Origin of the sequence: Vibrio sp. 10N.286.45.E10 (assembly GCF_002874195.2) — a bacterium.
Lineage (GTDB): Bacteria > Pseudomonadota > Gammaproteobacteria > Enterobacterales > Vibrionaceae > Vibrio > Vibrio crassostreae.
This window is the reverse complement of record NZ_MCWD02000002.1, coordinates 1,335,989-1,361,554: the sequence shown is the minus strand read 5'-3', so window position 1 is coordinate 1,361,554 and position 25,566 is coordinate 1,335,989. Positions and strand designations below refer to the sequence as shown.

Below are 25,566 nucleotides of genomic sequence, written 5' to 3'. Positions count from 1 at the left end.
CTAATAGATGAAATGAAACCAGCTAACCAAACGGATACGCATCTTAGCGACAAACCCCCAAAAGCGATTATCGTTTGAGTACAAGGCTAACGTCGCTCTAGAACCAACAAATAGTGGGCTCGGCAACACACCGTCACTCTGTAGATTAATTCTTGTTCGTTGCGCATCGCGTACCCAACGGTTATTCCCTTCAATTTGAGTTAACGTACCGTTTGGGGTTTGGTGAGCGGAAGCAACACCTAAATCTCGGCTCGCGACGCGATAGTCAAATATCTGTCCGGGATGAGCATCAAACGTAACAAGCGCTCGATAGCTTTCTTGAACATGCGCCACAGACTTTTCTCTAAAATCAGCCGCGACCCACATAGAACCATCAGATATTAATGTAATCAACGGCATATTGGCTGTCGCCATTGCTCCAACTTCTAAACGTAGGTTAGTAACGACACCATCGCTTTGTGAACGTACTGTGGTATTCATTAAATCAAGCTGTGCTTGCTTAACTCTACTTTCAGCCAGCAATACATCAGTTGTTGGCTGACCCGCTTCTCCTAAACGAGCGACCAAAGTGCTAAGGTTATGCTTTTCAATCTCAAGTACCGAGCTTGCAACTTGGTACTGTTTAAAAACATTGTCTAGATATGATGCCGACACTGCTTGATTTTTGGCAAGCTCGGCAATTCGTAGATAGTCTGTTTGTGCATTTTTATAACTGGCTTCGGCCCTAGATATGCTCGCTATCGCCATCTTTTTCTGAGCATATAAAGAACGTTCTTGTTCTTTTGCCGCTTTCAATGACAACTCAGCTTGCTCCAGCGCTATTTGGTATCGACTCGAGTCCAGTTCGAATAGCACGTCGCCCTTTTCAACCACCTCATTGTTCTCAACGAATACTCGTATGACTCGACTTGTCACCTCTGGCGCTATCTGCACAACTTGTCCATAAACACGTCCTTCTGTTGTGAAAGGAGCTCGACGATCCGCGATAATTAAATACACAAATAAGACAACAAATACGCTACCCAAAATTTTCATAGTGCGCTTAAATACTTGCTTTTGCTTCATGCTACATCCTAACCGAAAAGATTTTTGTGCAATTATAGTCATAATAAAATCTATCTGGTATGCTCATAAAGAGCCCACACTTGAGCTAAAAATAGGACAATGAAAGCAAGTTTTGACGATATCAGACTATTTTCCCAAGTCGTACTTCATGGAGGGATCAGTGCTGCAGCTAAGGCAAATAATATGCAGCGCTCAAAGGTCAGCCGCCGCTTAAAAGCGTTAGAATCCTCTCTAGGTACAGAGCTCTTGATTCGTACCACACGGAATATTGAACTAACTGGGGCTGGGAAACACTTGTACGAATTGGTGGCTAAGCAGGTTTATCACATTGAGCAGGGAGTCGAAGCGTTGCAGGAAAGTCAGCGGGATTTCAATGGCCTATTGCGCCTAGCCATTCCGTCAGCTTTGATGAGTTCTAGTATTTTTAATTCCACTATCGAAGACTATTCAGCACAGTTTCCCAATGTGCAAATCGAAATTGAAAATTACCAAGATTCCGTGGACTTAAAGCGCCAGGGGCTTGACCTACAGATACTGCCTAATACCGTCGAGATCATCGACGATAGTTATGTTCAGTTTAGCTTGCTACATTATGGCTCAAGGCTCATCGCGACCAAACAGTACCTTGATAGTCATCCCTTCTGCGAAAGCTTAAATGACTTAAAGCTCCATCGTATTTTGTCCAATAGATACAGCGCTGACTTTCTTGATAAGTCCATTCAAATCCATTTAAAGTCCGACGATCTAAACCTTTTACTCAAGTTAGCGTTACAACACCAAGGGATTGCCTTTCTTCCAGATATCTATCTAACGCGATCAGGGGATGAATCCAACCTAGTACATGTTTTGCCAGAGGTTGTTTTCCCTAAATTAAGTTTGACCATGATCTACCCTTCCGCGAATTCGTTATCGAAAAAAACTCGCTCATTTATCGACCTGTTCAAGCTAAATTTGGAGCAAAGTATGGCGGTAAAGTAGTAATTACCACAGCTGAAAAGTCAGGTTATTGAAAACATCCTAGTTCAGATCTTAATAGAGAAAAGGGAGCCCAAACTGGCTCCCTTTTTTACTCTGTAAATGATTTACACACCACTTAACAGAGCGGCCCAAAAAATAAAAATACAGACAACGACAACAAAGCCCATTACGACTTAACTGTTATCACAACTCGTCGATTGCAACCTGTTGCCTTGTTATCCACAACCTTACAAATGGGTGCGCTTTCGCCATACGCATATTCAACGATGCGACTTCCTTGGTGAAGATCTTTCTTTAAGTAGCTCGCCACTTGTCCGGCACGGCGAGATGACAGGGCTTTATTGTAGCCTTTACTGCCTACACTATCTGCGTGACCCTCTATATAAATCTTGGACTTATCACTGACTAAGCTAAGGTACTGACCTAATACTTGCTTATGGCTTTCATCCAATTGGTACACATTAGTTGGGTAATTAAGCACCAGGGATTGCGTCGCTTTATCATAGAAACACACATCATCTTGTGCTCCGATTTGAATCACTTCACTCTCTCTATTGATCACCTCATTTTGAGGTTTCTCATTTAGCTCTACCAGCTTCCCAGTCACTTGTGTCGTAACAGTATGAGAAGACACCAACATTTTAGAAGTGACGTATTCGCCAACATCACCCAAGCAGTTTGCATAGCCCAATGGAGACATTAGCATCGTAGATAAAATCACTAGGTATCTCATGTTAATCCTTTAGTTTTCCGGTTTCTTCATTAATCAAATTCAAAATGTACTTGTATACATCTTCGCCATCTTTAGCGTGATAGATGTTCTTCTTACCAAAGCAATCTCCAAAGCCATCGGTTTCTGCCACTTTATAATTAATACCAATGACGCCCATCGTGACTTTCGTTTTCTCGGCTTCAGTTGGGGCATTACTTTGAAAGCGGTTTCGTTTCGCTGAAATGGTTGAGCGCAGCTTTTTACATAACCCCTGATCCACCAATTTCTGTAGATAAGTCTCGTCGTTGTCGCTACCATCGGATAACACAATAAACACTTGTTCAGGGTTAAGGTTGGTCGCCTTATTGGCTTCTTGCGCAGCGGCAATGATCCCGTTCAAGAAGAGGTGCCTCCACCAGCTTTCAACTGAGCGCTCATCAACTGAGCTCGAAAGTTGTCATAGTCTTCAGTCAGTGGAATATCATAAAACTTGTAGTCATCATCAAAATCATTATTTCGCTTATAAAGTCTCTCTACTTGATATCTACTCATTCCATACGATGGTTCAATGATCTCATTATACAAAGTTGGTTTATCAAACATTCGTCTAACCGTTGTCGCAGGAGAGTTCCGAGCGTAATCATAAGCATATTTCTTTCGCCATGAAGCACGATAACCATAAGCATTAAGTCTTACTATCTCATCAGATTGTTTTACATGGAGCGGGTTGTACCCGAGCAAAGCAACTCGACTCTTTTCTTCCGTATTAAACTCCTCAATGTCATCGACGACTCGCTTAATGGTTTCTTTCACGACATCTAACTTCATTTTTCCGTTCTTCCATGGGTTCCCCATAGAACCACTGAAGTCACCAATAAAGTAAACGTCTACTGGCTGAGGAAGATATTTGCGCGTCACAGCTCGGCCACTGACTGAAAACTCAGGCTTTAAATTCACGTCTTCGTATGCAATCCAAGACGTGTATTTGGCCGTCGCCCTCACCACAAAGTCGCTGAACGGTGCGAGCTCACCACTTGCTTGTACACAACCATCCTTGTACTCACATATACTGGTATACACCGCTACATCAACATCATCTGTATTATCGACAACATAACGATCCACTAAGTAGCGTGCATACTTAACGTTGTTCTCTTCATCCTCTCTAGGGCTTGCGATAAGCGCTAGGCTAGCTACCTCTGCCGCTTCCAGTAACCTTGTATGTGCAAGCATCTGTTGCGACATCTGCATCGAAAACGCCATAAAAATAACCATCATCGGTAACAGGCCGACGAACAAAATACCCGCGACTCCCTTATTTCTTTTTATTGAACGCACCTTAAACCCTCGCAAATGAATAAGAAGAACTCACAAGACGGAAAACCTCACCGTTCGCGATACCAATCAGGTTTGTTGGGATTTCGTAGCACAATGAAACCTGATACATGGGTAATCTGCGCCCTCTGGAAGTGACGGGAAGCATTTCAATCGCTTTTTCTTTGGTGATATCGCTCATGTCAGGAAAGTCACAACCTTGTATGTTTCCTTTGGTTAGCGTCTTTTGAACCCTTCGGAAGTTCAATTTACCTCCAGAAACGGCAGCCTCTTCGAGCCTTATCTCATCAATTCGCATTCCGAATTTGGTTTTGTCAAAGTTCGGAATCATCCGCTTCATCGAAGCCGAAGCAATTGCAAAGGCGTTATGTTCTGTTTTCCTGCAATCACCTGCGCAAATATCCATCTTGGCGTTAAATAACTGCTTCCGCTCTGCGAAAATCGTGGTCATTGAATATGTAGCTCTGTCCAATTGGCCTTTCTTGTTAATCGCTAGCATGTGGTTCACTACAACTAAGAAAATGCCAGAAGCAAAGACAAGCACCATCGCCAGTTCAACCGCAAACGATCCTTTTTGTTTAACTTGCACAACCTGCCCCCTGACCAATTTTGAAAGAGCATCTTTCATACTCTTGGATCGTAATAACTTCGCGCTTTATCGGCATATCTGGGAACCAAATAGACACAATGGGATCGTAAGTGTATTCCAAAGCGTAAACTGCAAGTGCCATGTCTTCTGGTTCATCTTTCTTATCCGGACACTTATCTGCAGAGGCATAGTTGTCCGTGCATTTCAAAAAACCTTCGTAGTCTCGGAAATAGTTCACATGAATGATGACGCTACCCTCTTTAACGACGTTGCTCCATAACGCTCCACCGGCTTTGTCCAACTCATCTTTGATCATTTGCCCGTAGTTAATCGATTGACTACTACTCGAGTCACCCGCTTTTTTGGTTCTCATCACTGCCGTTGTTAATGCGTGGTCAGTCATACTCATTGAAAACGTCAAAATACAGATCTCAACCCACCCGAAGACAATCGCGAGGAAAATTGGAATACCCATAGCGACTTCAACCGTTAATGCTCCCTTTTGCTTACGTTTAAACGATCTCATAAACGGACATACCTTTTCTTGGTGTAATCAACAACAAATGCTCCTTTAATATCAATGCTATTCAGAAACGCCTTGGCTTCATCCAGGTCATTGAAATCACCTATGCAGTAGCGCTTCCACAGCCCATGTGTATAGGAATACACAGCGCCATAGTTTGTTTTCAAATAATTCAAAAAGTCTGAAGGAATTGCAGTGTACGTTGCCAAAACTTGTACGCGATAAATAGGCTTTGCGTTTGGTTTAAGCTTTCTAGGATCAAGTACAGAACCACCGACACTGTGTTTAGACGCTTGAAAGTCTTTGGTAGCATCAAGCTTGCTCACACGTGATGTTGGGGCAACAAAGCCACCTGAATTCACTTGAGAGCCAATAAGCTGCTGTTCCATCTCTATTTTTGACTGTGTCACGATATTCTTCCCTCCGCTTTTAGATATTGACATCATTAACGCTTTAAGTTGCTTACGCGCTTGTTCATCACTATTTGAATGTTTCAAAACCTCGAGCGCGATATCTGGCCTTTGAGATTTAACTGAAGAAAGAATCAAGTTAGAGCTCACTCTTTGATCATTAGGATTCGAGAGGTATAGGTCATATAAAATGTCCGTCGCACCTAAATAATCAGCCTGCATTATTTTCACCACGGCAATGTTATTACCGGCCTCTCTATCAGATGCACCTTGTTTACGACTCTCTTCAAAGTGTTCGATGGCTTTGACAAACTGCTTCTGCTGAGCCAAAATTTTTCCGGTTAAAAGTTGATACTCATATTCGGTACCTCCTTCGTCGCGGTATTTATTTAGCTCTTCTAGCGCGCGTTCAAAGTTCTTTTTCTGATAGTAAATTCGAGCATTAGTTAGTATGTATTCCGGGTTATCAAGGTTGCTCTCGCTATAGGTATTGCGATATAGCTCCGCCGACTTGATATCCTTTAGGTCTAAATACAGGTTAACGAGTTTTACTTTATATATAGGGTCAGACTGTATGTTTGCTTTGTAGAACTCGATAAGTTTCTGCGAATCGCCGGCCCCTATGAGTAGTTGTTCTTTGGTCTCAAGTTGATTATTCACGGTTGTACAACCAGAAAGTAAAGCGAAGAGCACAGTGATAAATAAATACTTTTTAATCACATCAACATCCTTAAAATACCTGGGGCAGCAATGAGAACAACAATAGGAACCATGATAAAAGCAATCAGAGGGATGGACATTTTTGCCCCCATCTTCCCAATTCTTTCTTCCAGATCCATCATGTTCAATTCTCTGATATCAGTCGCGAGCGTTGCCAGCACAGGGCCTACAGATGAACCAAACTGCAAGCTCTGCACCATGGTCATCACAAAGCTTTGCGATTCACTGGTTGGTACAAGGTCGTAAAACTCCTCTAGCGCCTTTTCCAAACCAACAAGGCGTGAACGTTCCACCGTAACTCGGACAACATGAGCAAGATTGCTATCAATAGAATGAAGTTCCTTAGCTAAGTATTCCAGGCTCGATTCGATAGTCATCCCGGTATGAACACACACATTCATCAAGTCGAGTAAAAAAGGTAGCCTCGAACTAATGTGTTTAATATTGGCTTTCCCCCGAGCAGACACATAAGCATCAGGGGCAATAACAAACGCTAATAACGCGCCCAATAAATACAACAAAGAAAACAGTACTTCGGTTTCTCCGCTATAAAAATCAAAGCCAATAAGAATCAAGCAGATACTAAAAGGAACGATTTTAAAGAGGTAATAAGCATCGGCGAGAAAGTCACTATAAAAACCCGCCGCTACTAACTTGCGTTTAGTTTCATCTTTATTAAAACTGATTCGAGATAATATCGATTTAAATAAGTCGGTTCGCTTCTTTTCTTCGCGTGTCGAACCAATAATTCTTCGGGTTTCAATATTTGCTCTGGTGTTGTCCCAAAATCGCAAGCAGTACGTGGCAAGCACCATTGAAACTACAAATATCACGCCCCAAATGCCCAGGGTTTTCATGTCCATTAGTTAACACCCCGCAATATCAGCCAAATGCAAAAGAACCCGAGCAGCTCACTTACTAAAACGTAATAAAAAATCGGCTGACCAGCCTCTTCGAACATCACGAAGCTGTAGTTCTCTGGGCTGGTGAACTTTAAAATGATCAGGAATATTACTGGTAAGCAAGCAATAATTTTTGCTGATGCGCGCGCTTCAGAGGTCAGCGCATTCTTTTTCTTCTCTACCGCTCTCGAATCAAACATGAGTCGGTTAATTTTGTTGATGACATCTTTCAGCTGACCACCTCGTGCTAGGTTGATTCGGATTGTTGAAGCGAAGAAAAAATATTCTAAATAAGGGAATGTATTGCTGCTTCGTTCAAGTACGTCGTCAGGGGCCTCACCTATCAGTAGGCGCTCAGCCATAAATTTGAACTCTTTACCTACCTCGTTATCAAGCTGCTTACCAACATATTCGAATGCATGGATAATACTTTGCCCAGAAGATATCGCCCCGCTCAGAATATTTAAGGCATCTGGAAAATTAGTTTTAAACCGGTCCATCTGTCTCTGTTTGAGCTTGTTATAGAAAACGAAGAACAAAACGGGCTCAGCGATCATCAGGCAAACAGGGTAATCCTGTCTTAAGAAGAACTCATTGATGGCATACACCGCTGACGCAGAAACACAGACAAACAAAATAAGCTTCAGCGACATATTAGGCTGAAATACCTTGACCATCTTCTTATAGCTTTTCCGGAACCTGGTTTTGTAGCTCTCTTCAAACTGCTGAGAATCAATAACAGATCGAACGCCCTTTACCCCTTCGAATTCAGCCTCCATCTCGATCAAGCTACTCAACTTTTTGTTTTGACGAGAGCGATGAATAAGGAAGTAGATCAGCAACGCGCTCCATGACGCAATCAGAATGAATGTCATGAGAAGATCTCCCTGACCGCTTGCTCTAGCCCGAAAAACTTAGCACGTTCATAAATGACAGAGCGGGTTGATAAACCGGGGGTCCTGAACTCACCGACCATTTTCCCATCTTTAAAATCAGAGCTCGCCTCGTAACGAAAAATATCTTCCATCACAACGCTATCCCCTTCCATTCCTATGATTTCCGAAATGTACATCACCTTACGGCTGCCATCATGAAGACGCTTTACCTGAACAATCAGGTCTACTGCACTAACGATGGTTCTGCGTATTGCAGATATCGGCAGGCTAGCGGTTGCCATCATCACCATGCTCTCAGTACGAGCAATCGCGTCGCGTGGTGTATTGGCGTGCAATGTCGACATAGACCCATCATGACCGGTATTCATCGCTTGAAGCATCTCGAACGCTTCTCCGCCACGACACTCACCAACAATGATTCTGTCTGGGCGCATACGAAGAGCGTTGATCACGAGATCGCGCGCGGTAATTTCACCCGTTCCTTCAACGCTGGCTTGTCGAGTTTCAAGCCTAACGATATGCGGCTTTTGAAGCTGCAATTCGGCAGCATCCTCTATGGTAACGATACGTTCGCCTTCACCGATGAAACCAGATAACGCATTGAGTAGCGTTGTTTTACCTGAACCTGTACCACCAGAGATCAATATGTTGCATTTACAGTGGCTAGCAATCGACAAAAGCTTGGCCATCTCAACAGACATAGCACCAAACTCTGCAAGGTTCTCGAGCTTAATTTTCTGCTCTTTGAACTTACGAATAGAAATAGAAGTACCATCAATCGCCAGCGGAGGTATTACGATGTTGACACGGCTACCATCCATTAAGCGTGCGTCACAAAGTGGCTTAGATTCGTCAATACGGCGCCCTACGTTAGAGGCGATCCGCTTAGCTATAGTGTTTAACTGCTTCTCGTTAACAAATTGAATTGGCGACTGTTCTACCTTGCCATTGATTTCAATGAAGATATCCGAAGGCCCATTGATCATAATATCCGAGATATCATCGTTATCGACCAAGGCTTGCAGTGGTCCCAAGCCTTTAAGTTCATCAAGCAGTGCCTTAACCAAATCGACCCGTTTCAAGGAGCTGACTTGCAACTGCTTCTTGTCGATCAAGATATTTACGGAGTCTTTAAGCTGCTCTTCAAGCTCTTGATTACTAATTTCGACGAGTGACGCCGCATCCAACGCATCGAAAATCTCATCGCGAAGTTGAATGTAGATTTCTTTTAATTGATTCATTTTCTAAACAAACTAAAGCGTGATTTAGGTTTAATTTTCTTACCCGTCAATGTCGCAACTATACTCAGCACAGCAGACGAGGACTTGGATTTAAGCAACTCATTGATGCCTTGCTGGACCACCATCTTCTCGAGCGACGGCTCATACATGAAGTCAATGCTGTCCTTGGCTTTGATCCGCTCTTTAGCGCTAGCAAGTGTCACCATAAAGTCCTTTGCCGGCCTATTTAAATTGAAAATGATTTGGTGTTCGGATTTACCTATCTTTTTCTTCAAAGAGTTATAAGAGCGCAATGAAGACACCGACGGTTCACAAACAATAAAGATGCGATGGTACTTATCTGACAATTCCTGATCGTGCATTTCTTCGTAACAAGACAACGGCGCTGAATCGATAATAAAGTTATATTGATCAATCAGTTGATTAGAAAGGTTGTAGAGCGTCGACGCGTGATCAGAGAGACAAGCGACGTTCTTCTCTAACACCAAATAATCAAGCTTGTCTTTCACCGGGTGTACGTAGGTCTTGGCGATGGCACTGTCGATATCAATTTGATTCAAATCGATACTGTTGTGTTTAGCTTTTAAGCCTTTCACACCGATATAGATGTCGCTATTCAAAGCCCCTGAGTCATGATCGACTAAAAGCGTTTTTAAATTCGCTTGTTCAGCCAAAGAGTGAGCCAAGACTGAACTCACATATGAAATGCCAATCCCACCCTTGGTTCCGAGTACTAAAATACGCTTAGCAACACGCGTTTTTTTAACGGTGCTTTCACCCTCTTGCGTAGACTTAATTGCCGCAAGTAACGCATCAAGCTCAGAATCCCACAGCACATACGTCGCACCTAAAGCGTGCACTTGGTTACGCAGCTTTATCGAGTCAACATCACATAGAACGAGTAAAGAGATGTTCACATCCAGTCGAACCGAAATCTCAGAGACTTGCTCTATTACGTTTGGTGCACTGCGAAGGTCCAATACAACATGGTTCAGCTTGATGTTTGACTGATTCCAAGCACCGTCTAAATCAATATCGGTCACCTCAATAGGTTTGGGAAAGCCTTCGATTGCGTAAAGATCTTGGATCGATGCAGTTAGCGTGCTGTCGTCAGAAACAACCAAGTCTGTCGCTTGAACCGACGATTTCATTTTCGACGACGAGTTACGAAATAAAATATCTAAGTCCATCGCTACTTCGCCTTTTTGATTGGGTTAACCAAGCTAATGTTACGGTTGTGCTCAACACTACAGCCAAATTGGTAGTCCTCACGTTTCGAAAACACCATCACGCCGCAATCACTGCTTTTAATGCGAACGTATCGCCCTATGATCAGGATGTTTTTCTGCTGGTCATCAGCAGCAAGCTCGACTTTATATCTGTCTTTGGCAATCGACTCCGATTTAAACCTATCTCGAAACTTAGCTACGAACTCACTCGCATCTGGCTTGTATTTGACGTAGAACGTTGACTTAGGCTCTCTTGCACTCAGCTCTCGAATAAAAGCCACAGAGCGTGACATTGAATCTTCGCTGATCGTTGTATCAAACTCGAAGCGTTCTTCTAGTTGCTCAATAACACTGGTGTTCGTGCTATCAACATGCGTACAAGCAGAGGCAAGCAGTACTAGTAGAGTAATAGCGATCCATTTCATCAGTTGAACCCTCCTTGGTTGATTGTGTTTTCTAGCTCTGGCTCATCAAGTTCAGAAAGGTCGATTCTCAGGAGTCGTTCAAGGTCGCTGGTACGCCTAAAGCTCGGCAGTTTGACCTGCTCTTGCTCAACTGGATCGACTAAATTAACCGTAGCGACGATAATGAGTTCAGTTTTAGAGCGGTTAGTAGAGGTGTGACTGAACAGTGCGCCCAAGATTGGGATGTCACCCAAAATTGGAATCTTGGTTAACGATTCACGCTCTTCTGAAGTCAGCAGTCCTGCGAGTACAAAGCTTTGGCCATCTTTCAAATGGACCGTAGTTTGGGCTCTTCTAGTACGTAACGAAGGCACGGAAATAAGCCCGGTCGTGGTCTTATTTGATTCATCAATTGAGCTCACTTCTGGTATCAAGGTTAAGCGGATGTTCTCTGTATCCGTGACCTTTGCCACCATCGCCAATTTAACACCATACTCTTTATAGGAGATGGTAATGCCATCTTCGTCTCGCACCGCGATTGGGATTTCACCACCCGCTAGGAAGCTAGCCTGTTCGCCAGAAATAACGGATAGATTGGGCTCTGCCAGCACGCGTCCAATCTTGTCATCACCGCTCGCAGAAATAACAGCAACAATATCCTGAGCGGTAAAGTCGAGCAGCTTATTAACAAAAGTACCTGGCTCACCGCTGTCACTATAAGTCACACCCAACTCGGTTAAAAATGAACTCGAGACTTCCGCAACCGTTAGTTTTACGTTGATCTGCTCGGTGGTAAGCACTTTTAAGTTATTAATCACTTGGTCGTAGTTGTATTGTGCGGTGTACTCTATTTCGTCGAGCGCTTCACCGTCTGCATCTTTGAGTTCGTAAGCGGCACGACGACGTTCTTTATTAAGCATTTCACCGACAAGGCGGTTGATCTTCTGTTTAATCTCTTCACTGCCAACAATACCATCGAGTACCACTTGATCACCGATATTGGAAACCACTACGTTTTCATCAGGGAATCGTGCGATTAGCGTCTGCTTTAGTAGCCTTAGACTTTGATTAACCACCAATTCAGCATTGTAAATTTCGTTTCCGCCACGATCATAAACAATCACTGAAGTAGTGCCTTGGCCAACGCCATAAACGACAACCTTATTTTCATCAATAATTTTGTAGTCAGCGATCTCTTGGTTCGCTACAAATACTGTCGATATTTGTCTCTTTAAATTAATGGTCTTCGCCGCACCTTGATCTAAGTTCATTAAGTCAGATGCGAGCAATGGGCAAGAGAGAATTGCAGACAATAGCAAGGCTATATGTTGTTTGTTTAAATTCATGTTAGTCCTTACCACGTAGTTCTCTGACACCAAACTGTGTTTCTAATAAGTCACTACTGCGAATAGATAAATAGCGGTTTTCAATTTCTGAAGGAATGATATTTACATCCCCAATTTTTTGAGCCATTTCGAGTTTCAATACACTGCGCATATTTAGAGCAATAACTAAGCTGTATTTTTTATCTTCAGCATCTTGTGAGTCGGTATCTTCGCTACCTTTAATCACCTGTAATACTCGCGCTCCACTAATAATGACTCGGCTGACCAAATCACCGATGTCTCCATATCCACTCTCTACTAGGTTTGATTTTGAAGATGTAGTAGAAACAAAGCTCACTTTATCGCCAGGAGTAAGGGTCGATGTTTGTACAACCCCGATGCCTGTTACTTCATAAAAATAAGGCAATTCGCCATCATTAAGCGACAGATACATATAATCTCGGTCTCCTGGGTTTGAAATCATCTCTTGTGTTAAATAAGTACCTTCTTTGATGTCTTCTTTAAAAAGAGCCCCAGGTTGAACAACAATGTCTTTTTCTAAGGTATAGTAATAGCCGTCTAAATCCGATATATGGACAAACTTCTTCTCGTAAAAATTGGGAGTCAAGGGTTGAGAGCGCTTGATCTCTTGTTGAGCGACTAAAATACTCACTTTGAGTTCTTCTTTTTTCTGGACTTGTTGTGGCTCTTTGTCCGATGAAATATAATTACTATTGATATATATCAATGTCGAAAAAATAGATAAAGCGATAAGAAGGAGAATGATAATTCTGTTCATATTAAGCCTAAAATAGGGGCCCAAGCCCCTTAATATAATATTATTTGTGGCCGTTTAATTGCCTGTAGTTGCAGTAGTCAAGTTGGCTGTAACCGCATTCAACGCACCTGTAATTGCATTTTTAAGCGCATCTGTTTGAAATGCAGCAAGTACTAAAGCTGACATTACAACAGCGATAATTGCATATTCCACCGCAGTAACACCGCGAATATCATCTTCGAACTTCATTTTTAGTTCAGCTAGTTTTGCTAAAGTTTGGTAGTACATAGTAATCCTCTAAAAAGTATATCGACCATTGGTCTTATTGAAATTGCGAAATGAAAGTTACCGGATTTAGAAATATACATCCAATTAATAGTTATTATGATCGCATAACAGAATCTTATTTAATAGATAGATAAACTATTTTTATGTCTTCATAATAATTATTAATTACAATTTTATTGATATTAGAACCAATCATAGATACCCTTTAATTATGAATATAGAAATAATTAATTACTCATTTTTAATCGCTCTAAACCTATCAATATTTTCTTGTGTATGCTTTTTGGATTGGAAACACCGGAAAATACCAAACAACTTAAATAAAATTGCATTGGTAGTTAACCTGGTTGTAGCCTTATCAAACGGTTATTTGGCTTCATCCCTACCGATCTCTATTGTGTGTTTCGTTATTGGAGTTTTACTTTGGTACCTCAAGGTAATCGGTGCTGGCGATGTTAAGTTGCTGACAGCATTGGTCGTTGGAATTCAACCTGATCTAGTCATTGCAACCTTGATTTCTATAGGTTTTATGGGAGGGGGATTAGTTTTAATAATGTATATAATCGGTAAGATAAAGCGTTTCAATAGCTACAAAAAAGGTATCCCTTATGGGATACCCATTGCTTTAAGTTGTTTTATTTTCAGCACAATTTCAACACTATCAAACTAATCACATAATATTATGCTTTATTCCTGATTCGGAAATATCACTAATCTGAAAAAGTTGCTGTATTTTATCTTTTATTCCTAGAGTTTCGAGTTCTTGTGAAATTTCATCACTACACCAGACATACATATTTACTTTCTGACGTAACGGGATTGTCTTACACTTTTCATCACATACCGACCACTCAGGAAAGATCAAAACCGTCCCGTTAGTATCGAGTTCATTTTTTAACAATTGGCATGAGCTTGTTTTAACCCAACTTGTAACGTGAGATGTTTCAACATTGTAGTCGTTTAATAGCTCTTGAACATATGACTTAGACAATGAACTGCAAAAAACAACTCTCTGTGGATAACACTCATAAGGGTCAAGGGAACAAGAATACGCGATCACATAGTTTACCGTTTTTAATTGATAGGACTTTCCGTTCCCCTGTGAAATTCTATCCATAGTAAATATTAAGTCATAACGCGACAACTCCAATGAAGAAGACTTAGTAAAACTGTTTATGGATAAGTCGATATTGTTTAACATTCGAAATTCATTAATTACTCGATTGACCAAATCGAAACAAAATGACTCGTCGATCGCTATGTTAAATTGATCTCTTAGCTCCACTTTCTCTAGATCTTCAAATAACCTCTCATACATGGACATGGTTTGGTCAGCATAATCCAGTAATACTTTTCCATGTTTAGTCAGTAAAAACCCTTCTTTTCGATCAAAAATACTTGCCCCTATTGTACTCTCGATCTTTTTAATATGTTGAGATACCGCGGGCTGTGTCATAAATAGAGACTCAGCGGCAGCTGTAAAACTTTTGTGCTTAGCAACGTGTGAAAATGTTCTTAAATATTTTACGTCGATAGATCTGTTGACGTTTTTCATGGTGAAAACTACCCCGATGTTGCGTTGTTTTATTAATTATTCTTATTAAAAATCAGCGTAAAAGTAACAATAGTGTCATTCAGATACAAAAAAACATTATTTATATAGTCATAAGTAATGTTTATATCCATCTACATAAACAAATACATTTCCCGAACCAACAACTGATTCACAATCCTTATGTGCTTTTACAAACAACATATTTAACTTGTCATTCGTTTTCCTGAGCCCTTACACAACACATGCTCAACACTAATGATAATGAACACAATTATAACCAAAAGCTATACATCGACCACCTTTAAGGTGCAATAAAAGCTCTGAAATTTATGTAAAAATTCGTCATTTATAAGACTTCAGATGAAAAGTCACTCAAAAACATGATTGTTCAAATTTGTGATCTAGATAGCCATCAAGTGAAACTAAACACCTATAAATATTACTTAATTCAAAAAAATGCGACAAAATACGCTGTTTTTATTCTGAAATGAGGTTTTGCAAGACACAAAAAAGGGCTAATGATCGTAGCCCTTTCCGTATATGCATAATTATATTATGGTTTTATTTCAACACTTCATTCGTAACCTGGAGAGTAAGCAGAGTATAAAAAGAATAAGAAACGATGAGCTGCCTCCTGACGAATCACCTTGATTCAATGTCACCTCTGACTCGTTTGAAACATTAGGCAAAACTTCTATATCAAAAGAACCAACCCACTCATCACCACTCAACAATAAGACCTTATATTTAATATTGTCATATAAAGCCTGCCTGCGCTCTGCTGGCGCATTATAAATAATCTGGGCACCGATTATATTAGCTAGTCCATTACGTGGGGCTTTAAGAATATTTAACGCTTTCACTTCACCATTAATATTTGGAAACAATTGGACTTCATCGCCATATTTGACTTGTAGAGACTTCGTTTCCAACAACGATACTTTCTTTTTATGCACATCAATAGTAACCGACTGTTCGGTGTACCCCCCTACGGGATCCTGCACCTTGACGCTCAATCGATACTTTTCACCTTCCAACGCTCCGTTCGGTACATGTATAGTCAATGTTTTCGATTGTGTACCACTCAATGCTAATCTAGCACCTTCTGTCTGAGTCCAAGTGACCTGATGTTCAGCTGAATCAACATCCGTAATCGTCGTTACTTCGAATACCACTTTCTCACCAGCTACAGCACCAACCTGAATCTTATTGAGCTTAAATTGGGGAACATCATTAACCGGCCTAATTTCAACCTCAACAGTCGCGTAATCACTTTGGTATCCACCACCATCAACAAGACGATAAGTAAAACTATCTCGTCCAAACTGGTTGTTCGAGGGGAAATATGTAATACCTCTGATAACACCTTTAGCTGGCTTACGACCTATCTCAATTGAATATGGGTGAGATCTCGGCAAATTAAGATCATTGGCCAATAAATTGAGCATAAACGGACTGTCTTCTTCCGTAACGACAGAGTCATCTACCACAATAGGCATGGATTGGCTTGGTTGTTCAAAAAGTACCGCAAAAGGGAAGTTTTGGCCGAAGCCACGACTCAAGCCTCGAGTTTTATAATCGGACATTGCCCCTGAGAATTGTGCTTTCCTCTGTCCATCACCCAAATAAGCATCTAAAAACTGTGTTGAATATTCAGGTGTGCCGTTTTCAATCTCTAAAACCAATAACTTGGATCCAAGTCCAAGCTTTACAGGCTCATCAAAAATAATCTGCCCTCCACCTTGCTGCGCAACACCTCGATGCAATAGACGGCCAGCGGCTTCATCAATCACAGCATTACCAAATCTTGATTGAAACGGATACTCAATCAGTCGATAAAACATCGGCATAGCAACACTCGTCGCCTTAGCGTAGAAGTGCAGCCCTGCAATATCCTCACGCCCCTCAACAACATCAATGGCGAAGCCAAGCACGTTTGTATTTGTACTATAACGGGGATAAGTTCGGCCAAATGACGTGACCCAAGACGACTTAGTGGCCGCGTTGGGGATAGCTAGAGAAAATGTTGCCTTATCAGCATCACTACTAATATTTGAGATGGTTACATCGGTACTTCTTCCTGCGGTAATGTCAGTCAAAGATGGTTCAGAATCATCAGAGATATTCGTCACTGCCTCTCTGCCAGGAAAAACATCGCCCGAGTCACCGGATGAAAACCCACTCTCAAGTAGCCCATCGCCATCAGCCTGAAATACCTGAACCTGCATAGGGCCATCACTATTGAACTGGTTATCTATATTTACCGCCGTAATGAGCAAGCCTTCGCCACGAAGTGCTTGGTCATAATCGGTTTTGCGTCGGTTCTCAATATAAGCTCGAGGCCCAAACTGCTTTAAGTATGGGTCAAGGTGAATCACACTTTCCCCCTTAAGAGTGTCAATTTGGACCAGGCCATTCTCTGAAAGAACGGTTGGCTTAAGAAAACCTGACGCCTCTTTACTCCATGCCAGCATGTTTACTGGAGTCTGACCTGCGTATTCGTCGCTAGGCTTTCTTGCCCAGCTTCCGCCTCCCATCAAACCCCAATGTCCAATTGAGCCGTCATGCTTATGAGAGTAAAGATCCGGCAAACCCAACATTAAATGCCCAAGTTCGTGCGCTATTACTCCCATGGTTGACTGATGATCGTCTTGATAATCAGCAAACAAACAATAAGCGCTGATTCGCTTTCCATCAATCTCGACGGTACTGTGTGCGTACTTATGAGGCCAAATCGTTGGAGTCTTTCGTGTACCGCTAGATTTATCATTACCCGCAAAGACGAACATAACGGAGAGTTCTTGAGGCGAGATGCTATCGTCATTGTTCGAGTCGTATTGAGCAAGATTGAAATCCACGTCTAAGGCTTCATACGCTTTTTCAAACACATTATTGAGTTTAGTTTGGCAATTACGCTCTGATTTGGAGTGGCAGTTTGGATGTTCAATATCTAGAGTGACATTAATGACACCGTCATTCTTTGTTCCTTCACTCTCTTTCGCTGGAACAACTTTATAGTTACCGTAGCTATTTTTTAGAAAGTAATCTTGGACACTTTGTTGATTGGTTCCAAATATCGTCGACTGAAAGTCATGGTCCACTTTTTCGTTTGAAAAGCTAACTTGTACCACTAATAATGGCTGCTCTATGATTTTATTATTTAAAGCTTGGCTTTCATGCGAACTTTGGTTCCTTATATAATTAAACCTCTTGTTGTTAGCCGCGGGTGATTCAATTAGTTCATTGAAATATGTTGGCTCTATTCTTATATGCCTAACATTAGATTCAGAAGGTACATCTGTCTCACTCGAAGCTAGAACTCCAGTGGAAACTATTCTGCCTTGCTCTTCTTCATTCTTTTCATATCTAGCAAAATACCATTGACTGTCAAAGTCTTGGATATAGAGGCTACCTGTTTGGTCTTGATACCAAAACATATGCTGAGAGCCCATTAACCGTAGTTCTTTAGAACTGCCGTCAACAAAAGTTATCGTATGCCAAATTGGTGCAGGTAAAGTGCTTGCTTGTACTGTAATAACAGCTAATAACGCTGTTATGAAGGTACAAATTAGTTTTGTCCTCATTAGGATAATCCCATTAATAATTCTTTCTCAATAAGAGATAATTGATGCGTTAAATGCAACGCGACTTTATCAATGGGGATTTATGTAAACCAATTAAGTTTCTAACTAAACCTATAAATAATAATTATACCTAATCTTATATAAATTTAATTTATGACAATATAAATAATATAATCAAATGGGAAGGCTGAATAACCCACCCATTTTTAATCAAAATAAAAGCGCATTAAAAAGGAAGACCAACAATAAATAATTTATTTATCAATTAATGTCATCTGCTCGTCTAAGTTCAGCACAGTTAGTGCATTACTTACGCTGGTTGCTATAACATCAACCACGCCGGTTCTTAATGCACCTAACAACGCGAGCGGTTTACTGTTCTCGGCAGCAATGGCAATCACCTCAGCAATAGGGCGAAACTCTTCTAAACCCAAGCCAATAACACGGTCACTCATTACTGTATTGGCGGCTTTACCGTGTACGTCGAAGAAGTCATAGCCAGCGAAGTCACCTACCACACCTTGTAATAGACGCGATTGAACTACCTCGCCGGCGGTAAACCAACCTAGGTCAACCATGTAGCTGTTTTCACTCATGTCACCGATACCCACTAATGCTACATCCGCCTTTCGAGCGAGATCGAGTGTTTGCTTTACTGTGCTGTTTTCCATAAAAGCGGTTTTCTGGGCCTTGTTCTCTGCATAAGCTGGCGCATACAAGGTTTCCGATGAACCACCGTACTTTTTTGCTAGCTGTCGACAAATGTGGTCAGCATTGAACATACCGCCTCTTGGGTGAATACCGCCGATGCCACACACGAACTTACAATTACGAGGAGTAATTACCCCTGTGTGGTGAGCAACAGAAGACACGTTACGACCTTGCCCGACTGTTACGACCATGCCGTTTTTTAATGTGCTGGTTAGATAGTTAGATACTAAGCCGGCAACTTGAAGACGTTGCTGTTCTTCATTCGGTTGATCCAGAGCGACCAGTGCGCGCTTAACACCAAAGCGTTCAATTAAGCGCTGCTCGATCTTAGCGCTAAATACAGGGTGGTATTTAACGGTTATCTCAACAATACCTTCATCACGGGCTTGCTTGAGCATACGACCAACCTTTGCACGAGAGATAGAGAACTTTTTCGAGATCTCTTCTTGGGTGGCACCGTCCTGATAATAAGCAACCGCGACTTCAGTGAGGAGATCAGTGTTTTCTTCGGAAACATCTTGGATATTCTTACTCATATACCACTCAACCTATATTTAACAATTATTTTACCTGCTTGAAGAACAAATGTTCGATGACTAAGCAAGTGATACACAAGTTTACACCTTGAACATATGTAACAACAAGGAACATTTGTTCAAGGTGTTAGCCATAGTTTTATTGTTGATTAATTCACCTTGCTCAGCGCATTAAACGTTTGCTTCTATCGCCCATGATTACTAGAGCGAAATATATTTGACTGAAGTCACCATACCGCACTATTTGTCGTTGACTTTGGTGCTAGATCAGATAAATATGGCTACATCATTTACTCATCGAGCGATCAAATGTTCTGTGCAAATGTTCGTTCGAAGAAAAATTTAAATTAATGTAAGTTTGGCTCACTGGAAACTCCACTGAGAACTTCATTAGTTAGCTTGCAAATGCCCACATCTCTCTTCTCACGAGATGTAATGCGATAGATAGGATGATCAAAATGAGCAACAAATTAGAGCAACTTCGTAAACTAACGACAGTAGTAGCAGACACTGGTGAAATCGATGCAATCAAAAAGTACCAGCCAGAAGATGCAACAACTAACCCTTCTCTGATTCTTAAAGCGGCTCAAATCGAAGAGTATGCGCCACTTATCGATGCTTCAATCGAATACGCTAAAGCACAAAGCGCTGATAAAGCACAACAAGTACAAGACACTTGTGACATGCTTGCAGTAAACATCGGTAAAGAAATCCTGAAAACAATTCCAGGCCGTATTTCTACAGAGGTTGATGCTCGTCTTTCTTACGACACTGAAGGCAGCGTAGCTAAAGCTCGTCAGCTAGTAAAAATGTACAACGATGCTGGCATCACTAACGATCGCATCCTAATCAAACTGGCTTCTACTTGGGAAGGTATCCGTGCTGCTGAAATCCTAGAGAAAGAAGGCATCAACTGTAACCTAACGCTTCTATTCTCTTTCGCACAAGCTCGTGCATGTGCTGAAGCTGGCGTATTCCTAATCTCTCCATTCGTTGGTCGTATCATGGACTGGTACAAAGCGAAAGAAGGTCGCGACTTCGAAGCATCTGAAGATCCAGGCGTAATCTCAGTAACTGACATCTACAACTACTACAAAGAGCACGGCTACAACACTGTTGTTATGGGCGCAAGCTTCCGTAACATCGGCGAGATCCTAGAACTTGCTGGTTGTGACCGTCTGACTATCGCTCCTGCACTTCTAGCTGAACTAGAAGCTGCTGAAGGAGACGTTGTAGAGAAGCTAGTTGACTCTAAAGGCTCTAAAGAGCGCCCAGCTCCAATGACTCACGCTGAGTTCCTATGGGAGCACAACCTAGACGCAATGGCAGTTGAGAAAGTTGCAGAAGGTATCCGCAACTTCGCAGTTGACCAAGGCAAACTAGAAGACATGATCGCAGCTAAGCTGTAATCACACAGAATTAAAAAAGGGGAACGTTTGCGTTCCCCTTTCAATTTCCAATCCAATATTTAAACACTGGTAGTTATTATGGACCGTAAACATTTAGCTAATGCTATTCGTGCTCTAAGCATGGACGGCGTACAACAAGCAAACTCTGGCCACCCAGGCGCACCTATGGGTATGGCTGACATCGCTGAAGTTCTTTGGCGTGATCACCTGAACCACAACCCGTCAAACCCAGAGTGGGCTGACCGCGACCGTTTCGTTCTTTCAAACGGCCACGGCTCTATGCTGATTTACTCTCTACTTCACCTAGCAGGCTACGAGCTATCAATCGAAGACCTTAAGAACTTCCGTCAACTGCACTCTAAGACTCCGGGTCACCCAGAGTACGGTTACGCACCGGGTATCGAAACAACAACTGGCCCACTAGGCCAAGGTATCACTAACGCTGTTGGTATGGCGCTTGCTGAGAAAACTCTTGCAGCACAATTCAACAAAGAAGGCCACGACATCGTTGACCACTTCACTTATGCATTCATGGGTGACGGCTGTCTGATGGAAGGTATCTCTCACGAAGCATGTTCTCTAGCAGGTACGCTAGGTCTTGGTAAGCTTATCGCTTTCTGGGATGACAACGGCATCTCTATCGATGGTGAAGTTGAAGGTTGGTTCTCTGACGATACGCCTAAGCGTTTTGAAGCGTACGGCTGGCACGTAATCCCAGCAGTAGATGGCCACAACGCTGAAGCAATCAACGCAGCAATTGAAGCAGCTAAAGCAGACCCACGCCCTACTCTAATCTGTACTAAAACTATCATCGGTTTTGGTTCTCCAAACAAATCTGGTTCACACGACTGTCACGGTGCACCACTAGGCGCTGAAGAAATTGCAGCTACACGCAAAGAACTTGGTTGGGAGCACGGTCCTTTTGAAATTCCGTCGGAAGTTTACGCAGAATGGGATGCGAAAGAAGCAGGCGCAGCTAAGGAAGCAGCGTGGAACGAGAAACTTGCAGCTTATGAAGCAGCACACCCTGAGCTGGCAGCTGAATTCAAACGCCGCGTAAACGGTGAACTTCCTGCACAGTGGGAAGAGAAAGCGAACCAAATCATTGCTGATCTTCAAGCTAACCCAGCAAACATTGCATCACGTAAAGCGTCTCAAAACGCACTAGAAGCGTTCGGTGCTATGCTACCTGAATTCCTAGGCGGCTCTGCTGACCTTGCACCTTCTAACCTAACTATGTGGTCTGGTTCTAAATCTGTTTCTGCTGAAGATCCAGCGGGTAACTACATCCACTACGGTGTACGTGAATTCGGTATGACGGCTATCATGAACGGTATCGCTCTGCACGGTGGTTTCGTACCATACGGCGCAACGTTCCTAATGTTCATGGAATACGCTCGTAACGCAATGCGTATGGCTGCTCTGATGAAAGTTCAGAACATTCAAGTTTACACGCACGATTCTATCGGTCTTGGCGAAGATGGCCCAACTCACCAACCAGTTGAGCAAATGGCTTCTCTACGTCTAACTCCAAACATGAGCACATGGCGTCCATGTGACCAAGTTGAGTCTGCAGTCGCTTGGAAACTGGCTATCGAACGTAAAGACGGCCCAACGTCTCTAATCTTCTCTCGTCAAAACCTTGCACAGCAAGAGCGTAGCGAAGAGCAAGTAGCTAACATCGCGAAGGGTGGTTACATCCTGAAAGATTGTGAAGGTAAGCCAGAGCTAATCCTTATCGCTACAGGTTCTGAAGTTGAGCTAGCGGTTAACGCTGCAGCTGAACTGACAGCTGAAGGTAAGAAGGTACGCGTAGTATCAATGCCTGCAACTGACGCATTCGACAAGCAAGACGCTGAGTACCGTGAATCTGTACTTCCATCTGACGTAACAGCTCGTATCGCTGTAGAGGCTGGCATCGCTGACTTCTGGTACAAGTACGTTGGTTTCGGTGGCAAGATCATCGGTATGACAACGTTCGGCGAATCTGCACCAGCAGGTGAGCTATTCAAGATGTTCGGTTTCACTACTGAAAACGTAGTAAACACAGCGAAAGAGCTTCTAGCTTAATCTTGATTCAGTTGTCTCACCTTGAAATAGGTTGATGCATACCAAAAGCCCTACATTTTCATGTAGGGCTTTTTTGTAACTCACCTTTCACCGTTAAAACGTAAACCTTGCCCCTAGACGAAGTGTATTCTGGTTTAGGTTTTTACTATACGTGTGCTCATACCCAACATCGACCGCAAGCCAAGAAAGAACGTCAACCGAGCTCACAATCCCGAAGTTGTTTAAACCATGTTTATGCGTGTCAGAATAACTATAAAATGGTTGCAACGACCAACGCTCGTTAATAGAAACAATCGCCCCAGCCTCACCGATAAAGCCCTCATCGTAGTTTTTGGTGGTCTCTCTATCACACGGTCCAAGAATGGTGTCATTTCGGCACGAAGAGCGTCTCTGCGGCCTAACCCAATTCACCCCGCCAGAAGCGTAAAGCTCAACCTGCGAAGTAATAGGATGATACCAGCCCAACTGAACAGACAAATCAGACAGTGTCGTCTAAGAGCGTGTGGTCGCAGAAGAGTCGAAGCCGACGAAGAATTTCCCATTACATGACTTCTTCTGTTGGGAGGGTTGAACATATTACCTGTGATTAGTGATTTGAATGAGGTGTTTATGAAGAGGCTGTAATAAATCAAAATTCCATCACTATAGAAGATTTACCGATGGAACGAGAACATGCGGTAGCGTGCTTTCTATGAATGGGAAACAGCTACCGCTTAATTAGCATAGAACGATTTTAAACAGAGCAATTTTTCGGGTTCAGCTCAGAGGATTTAGATAGAAATTACTGCCATGGCGTACCGAATCACCTATCATATTTCCAGTCGATGAAGTTTCTACAATTTCCGAGAGAATAGTGCGGCGACTAGGAAGACGGCTATGCCCATCACCATAATTTCGCCCTTACCGATATCAAAACCAGCCTTGATACCCATGAATGAGACCACAGCAATAGCCAAAGGAATAACGTATCGGACGATGTTGTACCATATACAGAAGAGAGGGAAAGGGATCTCTCCATGGTTTGTTATTTCACTCTTTAGCTCTTCACGGTTCAGTCTCCATCCTGCAAAGATACAAACTAGCATGCCACCTAGAGCCATAAACACTTTATCGGTGAGCAAGTCGAAAATATCAAACGCGCCGGTTTCATATAAGGTTGGCCCAAAGCCGCCCAAAGAAAGTGATGCAAATACACAAAGTGCCATCATTATTATACTTGCGATAAATGCTGCCATCGTGCGTTTCAGGCCGCGTTCATCAATAAGATAAGAGGTAACAACTTCCAATAGAGAAATTGAAGAAGTTAACGCTGCGACACTCAGGCCAACAAAGAAAAAGAGCGCAAGCAACAGGCCTATTGCTCCCCCCATCTCAGAAAATAGTTGCGGTACCACCACAAATACTAATCCTGGCCCTGCTGAAGGTTCTATACCAAATGCGAACATAGCAGGAAACATTGCAACCCCGGCCAGTATCGCAACACAAGTATCCATAGTCGTGACGAGCGCTGCGGTTTGTACTAAGTTTTCTTCCCGTTTTAAGTAGCTACCGTAGGTTAACATGCAGCCCATTCCTAAACTGAGAGAGAAAAAGGCTTGGCCTAATGCTGCGAGAACAACACTGCTATCTACTTTTGAAAAATCGGGGCTAAACAAGAATGTCATACCAGCTGAAGCTCCAGGTACCATTAAGCCTTTGATAGATATGATGATCAGAATCATAAATAATAGCGGCATCAGGATCTTTCCAGCTTTTTCAATACCTCCAGAAATACCGCGCGCTACGATAGCGAAGTTAATAAAAAGGTAAAGACCTATCCAAATTAGTGGCTGAACCGGATCTGAAATAAATGACTCAAAGCTTTCACCAATGAGAACCGGTGTATCAAGTAGACCCGTTGCGACTTTATATACATAGGCGATAGCCCAACCACCAACGACGGGGTAAAAACCCATAATAAGCAAAGAGGTAATAACTCCCATTAGCCCGGTAAAGGTCCAACGTTTATCAATTGACTTAAACGCGCCTACGGCAGAGGTGTTTGTCTTTCTTCCGACGGCAAATTCGGTCAGCATGACACTAAAACCGATGAAAATAACAAAGAATAGATATATAACAACGAAGGCTCCACCGCCACTTTCACCAGCAGTATAAGGAAATTTCCAAATATTCCCTAAGCCAACAGCGGAACCGGCAGCTGCCATAATAAAGCCCAACTTGGAGCCCCACTTTTCTCGAGGTTTGGTTTGAAGCTTAGATATAGACACATTTTCTCCGATTGTCTGTTAGGATGAGACGGCTGAATG

21 protein-coding genes and 1 pseudogene are annotated in these 25,566 nt (G+C 42.4%); 4 read left to right on the top strand and 18 right to left on the bottom strand.

What is annotated here, in order from left to right; all coding sequences use genetic code 11:
* A complete protein-coding gene (locus BCU34_RS19035; RefSeq protein WP_102479584.1) occupies positions 1-1,065 on the bottom strand; it encodes an HlyD family secretion protein in 1,065 nt (354 codons plus the stop codon).
* Positions 1,066-1,164: 99 nt separating this feature from the next.
* Between BCU34_RS19035 and BCU34_RS19030 the strand changes: the two genes are divergently transcribed.
* On the top strand, positions 1,165-2,043 hold the full coding sequence (locus BCU34_RS19030; protein WP_102479583.1) for a LysR family transcriptional regulator: 879 nt from the start codon (positions 1,165-1,167) through the stop codon (positions 2,041-2,043).
* Positions 2,044-2,209: 166 nt separating this feature from the next.
* On the opposite strand, the gene BCU34_RS19025 is transcribed toward BCU34_RS19030, so the two are convergent.
* From BCU34_RS19025 to BCU34_RS18965, 13 genes and pseudogenes are all read right to left on the bottom strand, one after another.
* Positions 2,210-2,776 (bottom strand): OmpA family protein, encoded by a 567-nt coding sequence (locus BCU34_RS19025; protein ID WP_048662558.1) that lies wholly within the window; start codon positions 2,774-2,776, stop codon positions 2,210-2,212.
* A gap of 1 nt (position 2,777) precedes the next feature.
* Positions 2,778-4,093 (bottom strand): annotated as a pseudogene (locus BCU34_RS19020) (TadE/TadG family type IV pilus assembly protein).
* A 1-nt stretch (position 4,094) separates the two neighbouring features.
* Positions 4,095-4,679 (bottom strand): tight adherence pilus pseudopilin TadF, encoded by a 585-nt coding sequence (tadF, locus tag BCU34_RS19015; protein ID WP_102479227.1) that lies wholly within the window; start codon positions 4,677-4,679, stop codon positions 4,095-4,097.
* Positions 4,669-5,205: a TadE/TadG family type IV pilus assembly protein gene (locus tag BCU34_RS19010; RefSeq protein ID WP_102424797.1), complete on the bottom strand. Its 537-nt coding sequence runs from the start codon at positions 5,203-5,205 to the stop codon at positions 4,669-4,671. The genes tadF and BCU34_RS19010 overlap by 11 nt, the downstream gene beginning before the upstream one ends.
* Positions 5,202-6,332, bottom strand: a complete 1,131-nt coding sequence (locus tag BCU34_RS19005; protein WP_102479228.1) for a tetratricopeptide repeat protein — start codon at positions 6,330-6,332, stop codon at positions 5,202-5,204. Before BCU34_RS19005 ends, BCU34_RS19010 begins: the two co-directional genes overlap by 4 nt.
* Entirely contained in the window at positions 6,329-7,195 is an 867-nt protein-coding gene (locus BCU34_RS19000) for a type II secretion system F family protein (RefSeq protein ID WP_102479229.1), read from the bottom strand. The genes BCU34_RS19005 and BCU34_RS19000 overlap by 4 nt, the downstream gene beginning before the upstream one ends.
* Positions 7,195-8,109, bottom strand: a complete 915-nt coding sequence (locus BCU34_RS18995) for a type II secretion system F family protein (protein ID WP_102479230.1) — start codon at positions 8,107-8,109, stop codon at positions 7,195-7,197. The genes BCU34_RS19000 and BCU34_RS18995 overlap by 1 nt, the downstream gene beginning before the upstream one ends.
* A complete protein-coding gene (locus BCU34_RS18990; protein WP_004737217.1) occupies positions 8,106-9,371 on the bottom strand; it encodes a CpaF family protein in 1,266 nt (421 codons plus the stop codon). Before BCU34_RS18990 ends, BCU34_RS18995 begins: the two co-directional genes overlap by 4 nt.
* The gene (locus BCU34_RS18985) at positions 9,368-10,561 is read right to left on the bottom strand and encodes an AAA family ATPase (protein WP_004737216.1); all 1,194 of its coding nucleotides are present in this window, start codon (positions 10,559-10,561) and stop codon (positions 9,368-9,370) included. The genes BCU34_RS18990 and BCU34_RS18985 overlap by 4 nt, the downstream gene beginning before the upstream one ends.
* A 2-nt stretch (positions 10,562-10,563) precedes the next feature.
* Positions 10,564-11,025, bottom strand: a complete 462-nt coding sequence (locus tag BCU34_RS18980; protein ID WP_102479231.1) for an ATPase — start codon at positions 11,023-11,025, stop codon at positions 10,564-10,566.
* Positions 11,025-12,350: a type II and III secretion system protein family protein gene (locus BCU34_RS18975; protein ID WP_004737214.1), complete on the bottom strand. Its 1,326-nt coding sequence runs from the start codon at positions 12,348-12,350 to the stop codon at positions 11,025-11,027. The genes BCU34_RS18980 and BCU34_RS18975 overlap by 1 nt, the downstream gene beginning before the upstream one ends.
* A gap of 1 nt (position 12,351) precedes the next feature.
* The gene (locus BCU34_RS18970) at positions 12,352-13,128 is read right to left on the bottom strand and encodes a hypothetical protein (RefSeq protein WP_004737213.1); all 777 of its coding nucleotides are present in this window, start codon (positions 13,126-13,128) and stop codon (positions 12,352-12,354) included.
* Between the two features lie 54 nt (positions 13,129-13,182).
* Positions 13,183-13,395: a Flp family type IVb pilin gene (locus BCU34_RS18965; RefSeq protein ID WP_004737212.1), complete on the bottom strand. Its 213-nt coding sequence runs from the start codon at positions 13,393-13,395 to the stop codon at positions 13,183-13,185.
* Positions 13,396-13,606: 211 nt separating this feature from the next.
* Here BCU34_RS18965 and BCU34_RS18960 point away from each other — a divergent pair, with 211 nt between their 5' ends.
* Positions 13,607-14,065 (top strand): prepilin peptidase, encoded by a 459-nt coding sequence (locus BCU34_RS18960; RefSeq protein ID WP_108145151.1) that lies wholly within the window; start codon positions 13,607-13,609, stop codon positions 14,063-14,065.
* Here BCU34_RS18960 and BCU34_RS18955 read toward each other — a convergent pair whose 3' ends face one another.
* The 3 genes from BCU34_RS18955 to BCU34_RS18945 all read right to left on the bottom strand — a co-directional run bounded on the left by BCU34_RS18955 (position 14,066) and on the right by BCU34_RS18945 (position 19,781).
* Entirely contained in the window at positions 14,066-14,950 is an 885-nt protein-coding gene (locus BCU34_RS18955) for a LysR family transcriptional regulator (protein WP_008216276.1), read from the bottom strand.
* 566 nt (positions 14,951-15,516) lie between these two features.
* On the bottom strand, positions 15,517-18,534 hold the full coding sequence (locus BCU34_RS18950; RefSeq protein ID WP_102480891.1) for a M6 family metalloprotease domain-containing protein: 3,018 nt from the start codon (positions 18,532-18,534) through the stop codon (positions 15,517-15,519).
* A 254-nt stretch (positions 18,535-18,788) separates the two neighbouring features.
* Positions 18,789-19,781, bottom strand: a complete 993-nt coding sequence (locus BCU34_RS18945; RefSeq protein ID WP_102478605.1) for a sugar-binding transcriptional regulator — start codon at positions 19,779-19,781, stop codon at positions 18,789-18,791.
* Positions 19,782-20,239: 458 nt separating this feature from the next.
* On the opposite strand from BCU34_RS18945, the gene tal reads away from it, so the two are divergent.
* On the top strand, positions 20,240-21,190 hold the full coding sequence (tal, locus tag BCU34_RS18940; protein WP_004737207.1) for a transaldolase: 951 nt from the start codon (positions 20,240-20,242) through the stop codon (positions 21,188-21,190).
* Between the two features lie 78 nt (positions 21,191-21,268).
* Positions 21,269-23,260 carry a transketolase gene (gene tkt / locus BCU34_RS18935; RefSeq protein WP_032552751.1) on the top strand — a complete coding sequence of 664 codons (1,992 nt, stop codon included), beginning with the start codon at positions 21,269-21,271 and terminating at the stop codon, positions 23,258-23,260.
* A gap of 833 nt (positions 23,261-24,093) precedes the next feature.
* Here the strand turns inward: tkt and BCU34_RS18930 are convergent.
* Complete coding sequence (locus BCU34_RS18930) at positions 24,094-25,521, bottom strand: sodium-dependent transporter (protein ID WP_258187981.1); 1,428 nt, start codon at positions 25,519-25,521, stop codon at positions 24,094-24,096.
* Positions 25,522-25,566 lie beyond the last annotated feature (45 nt).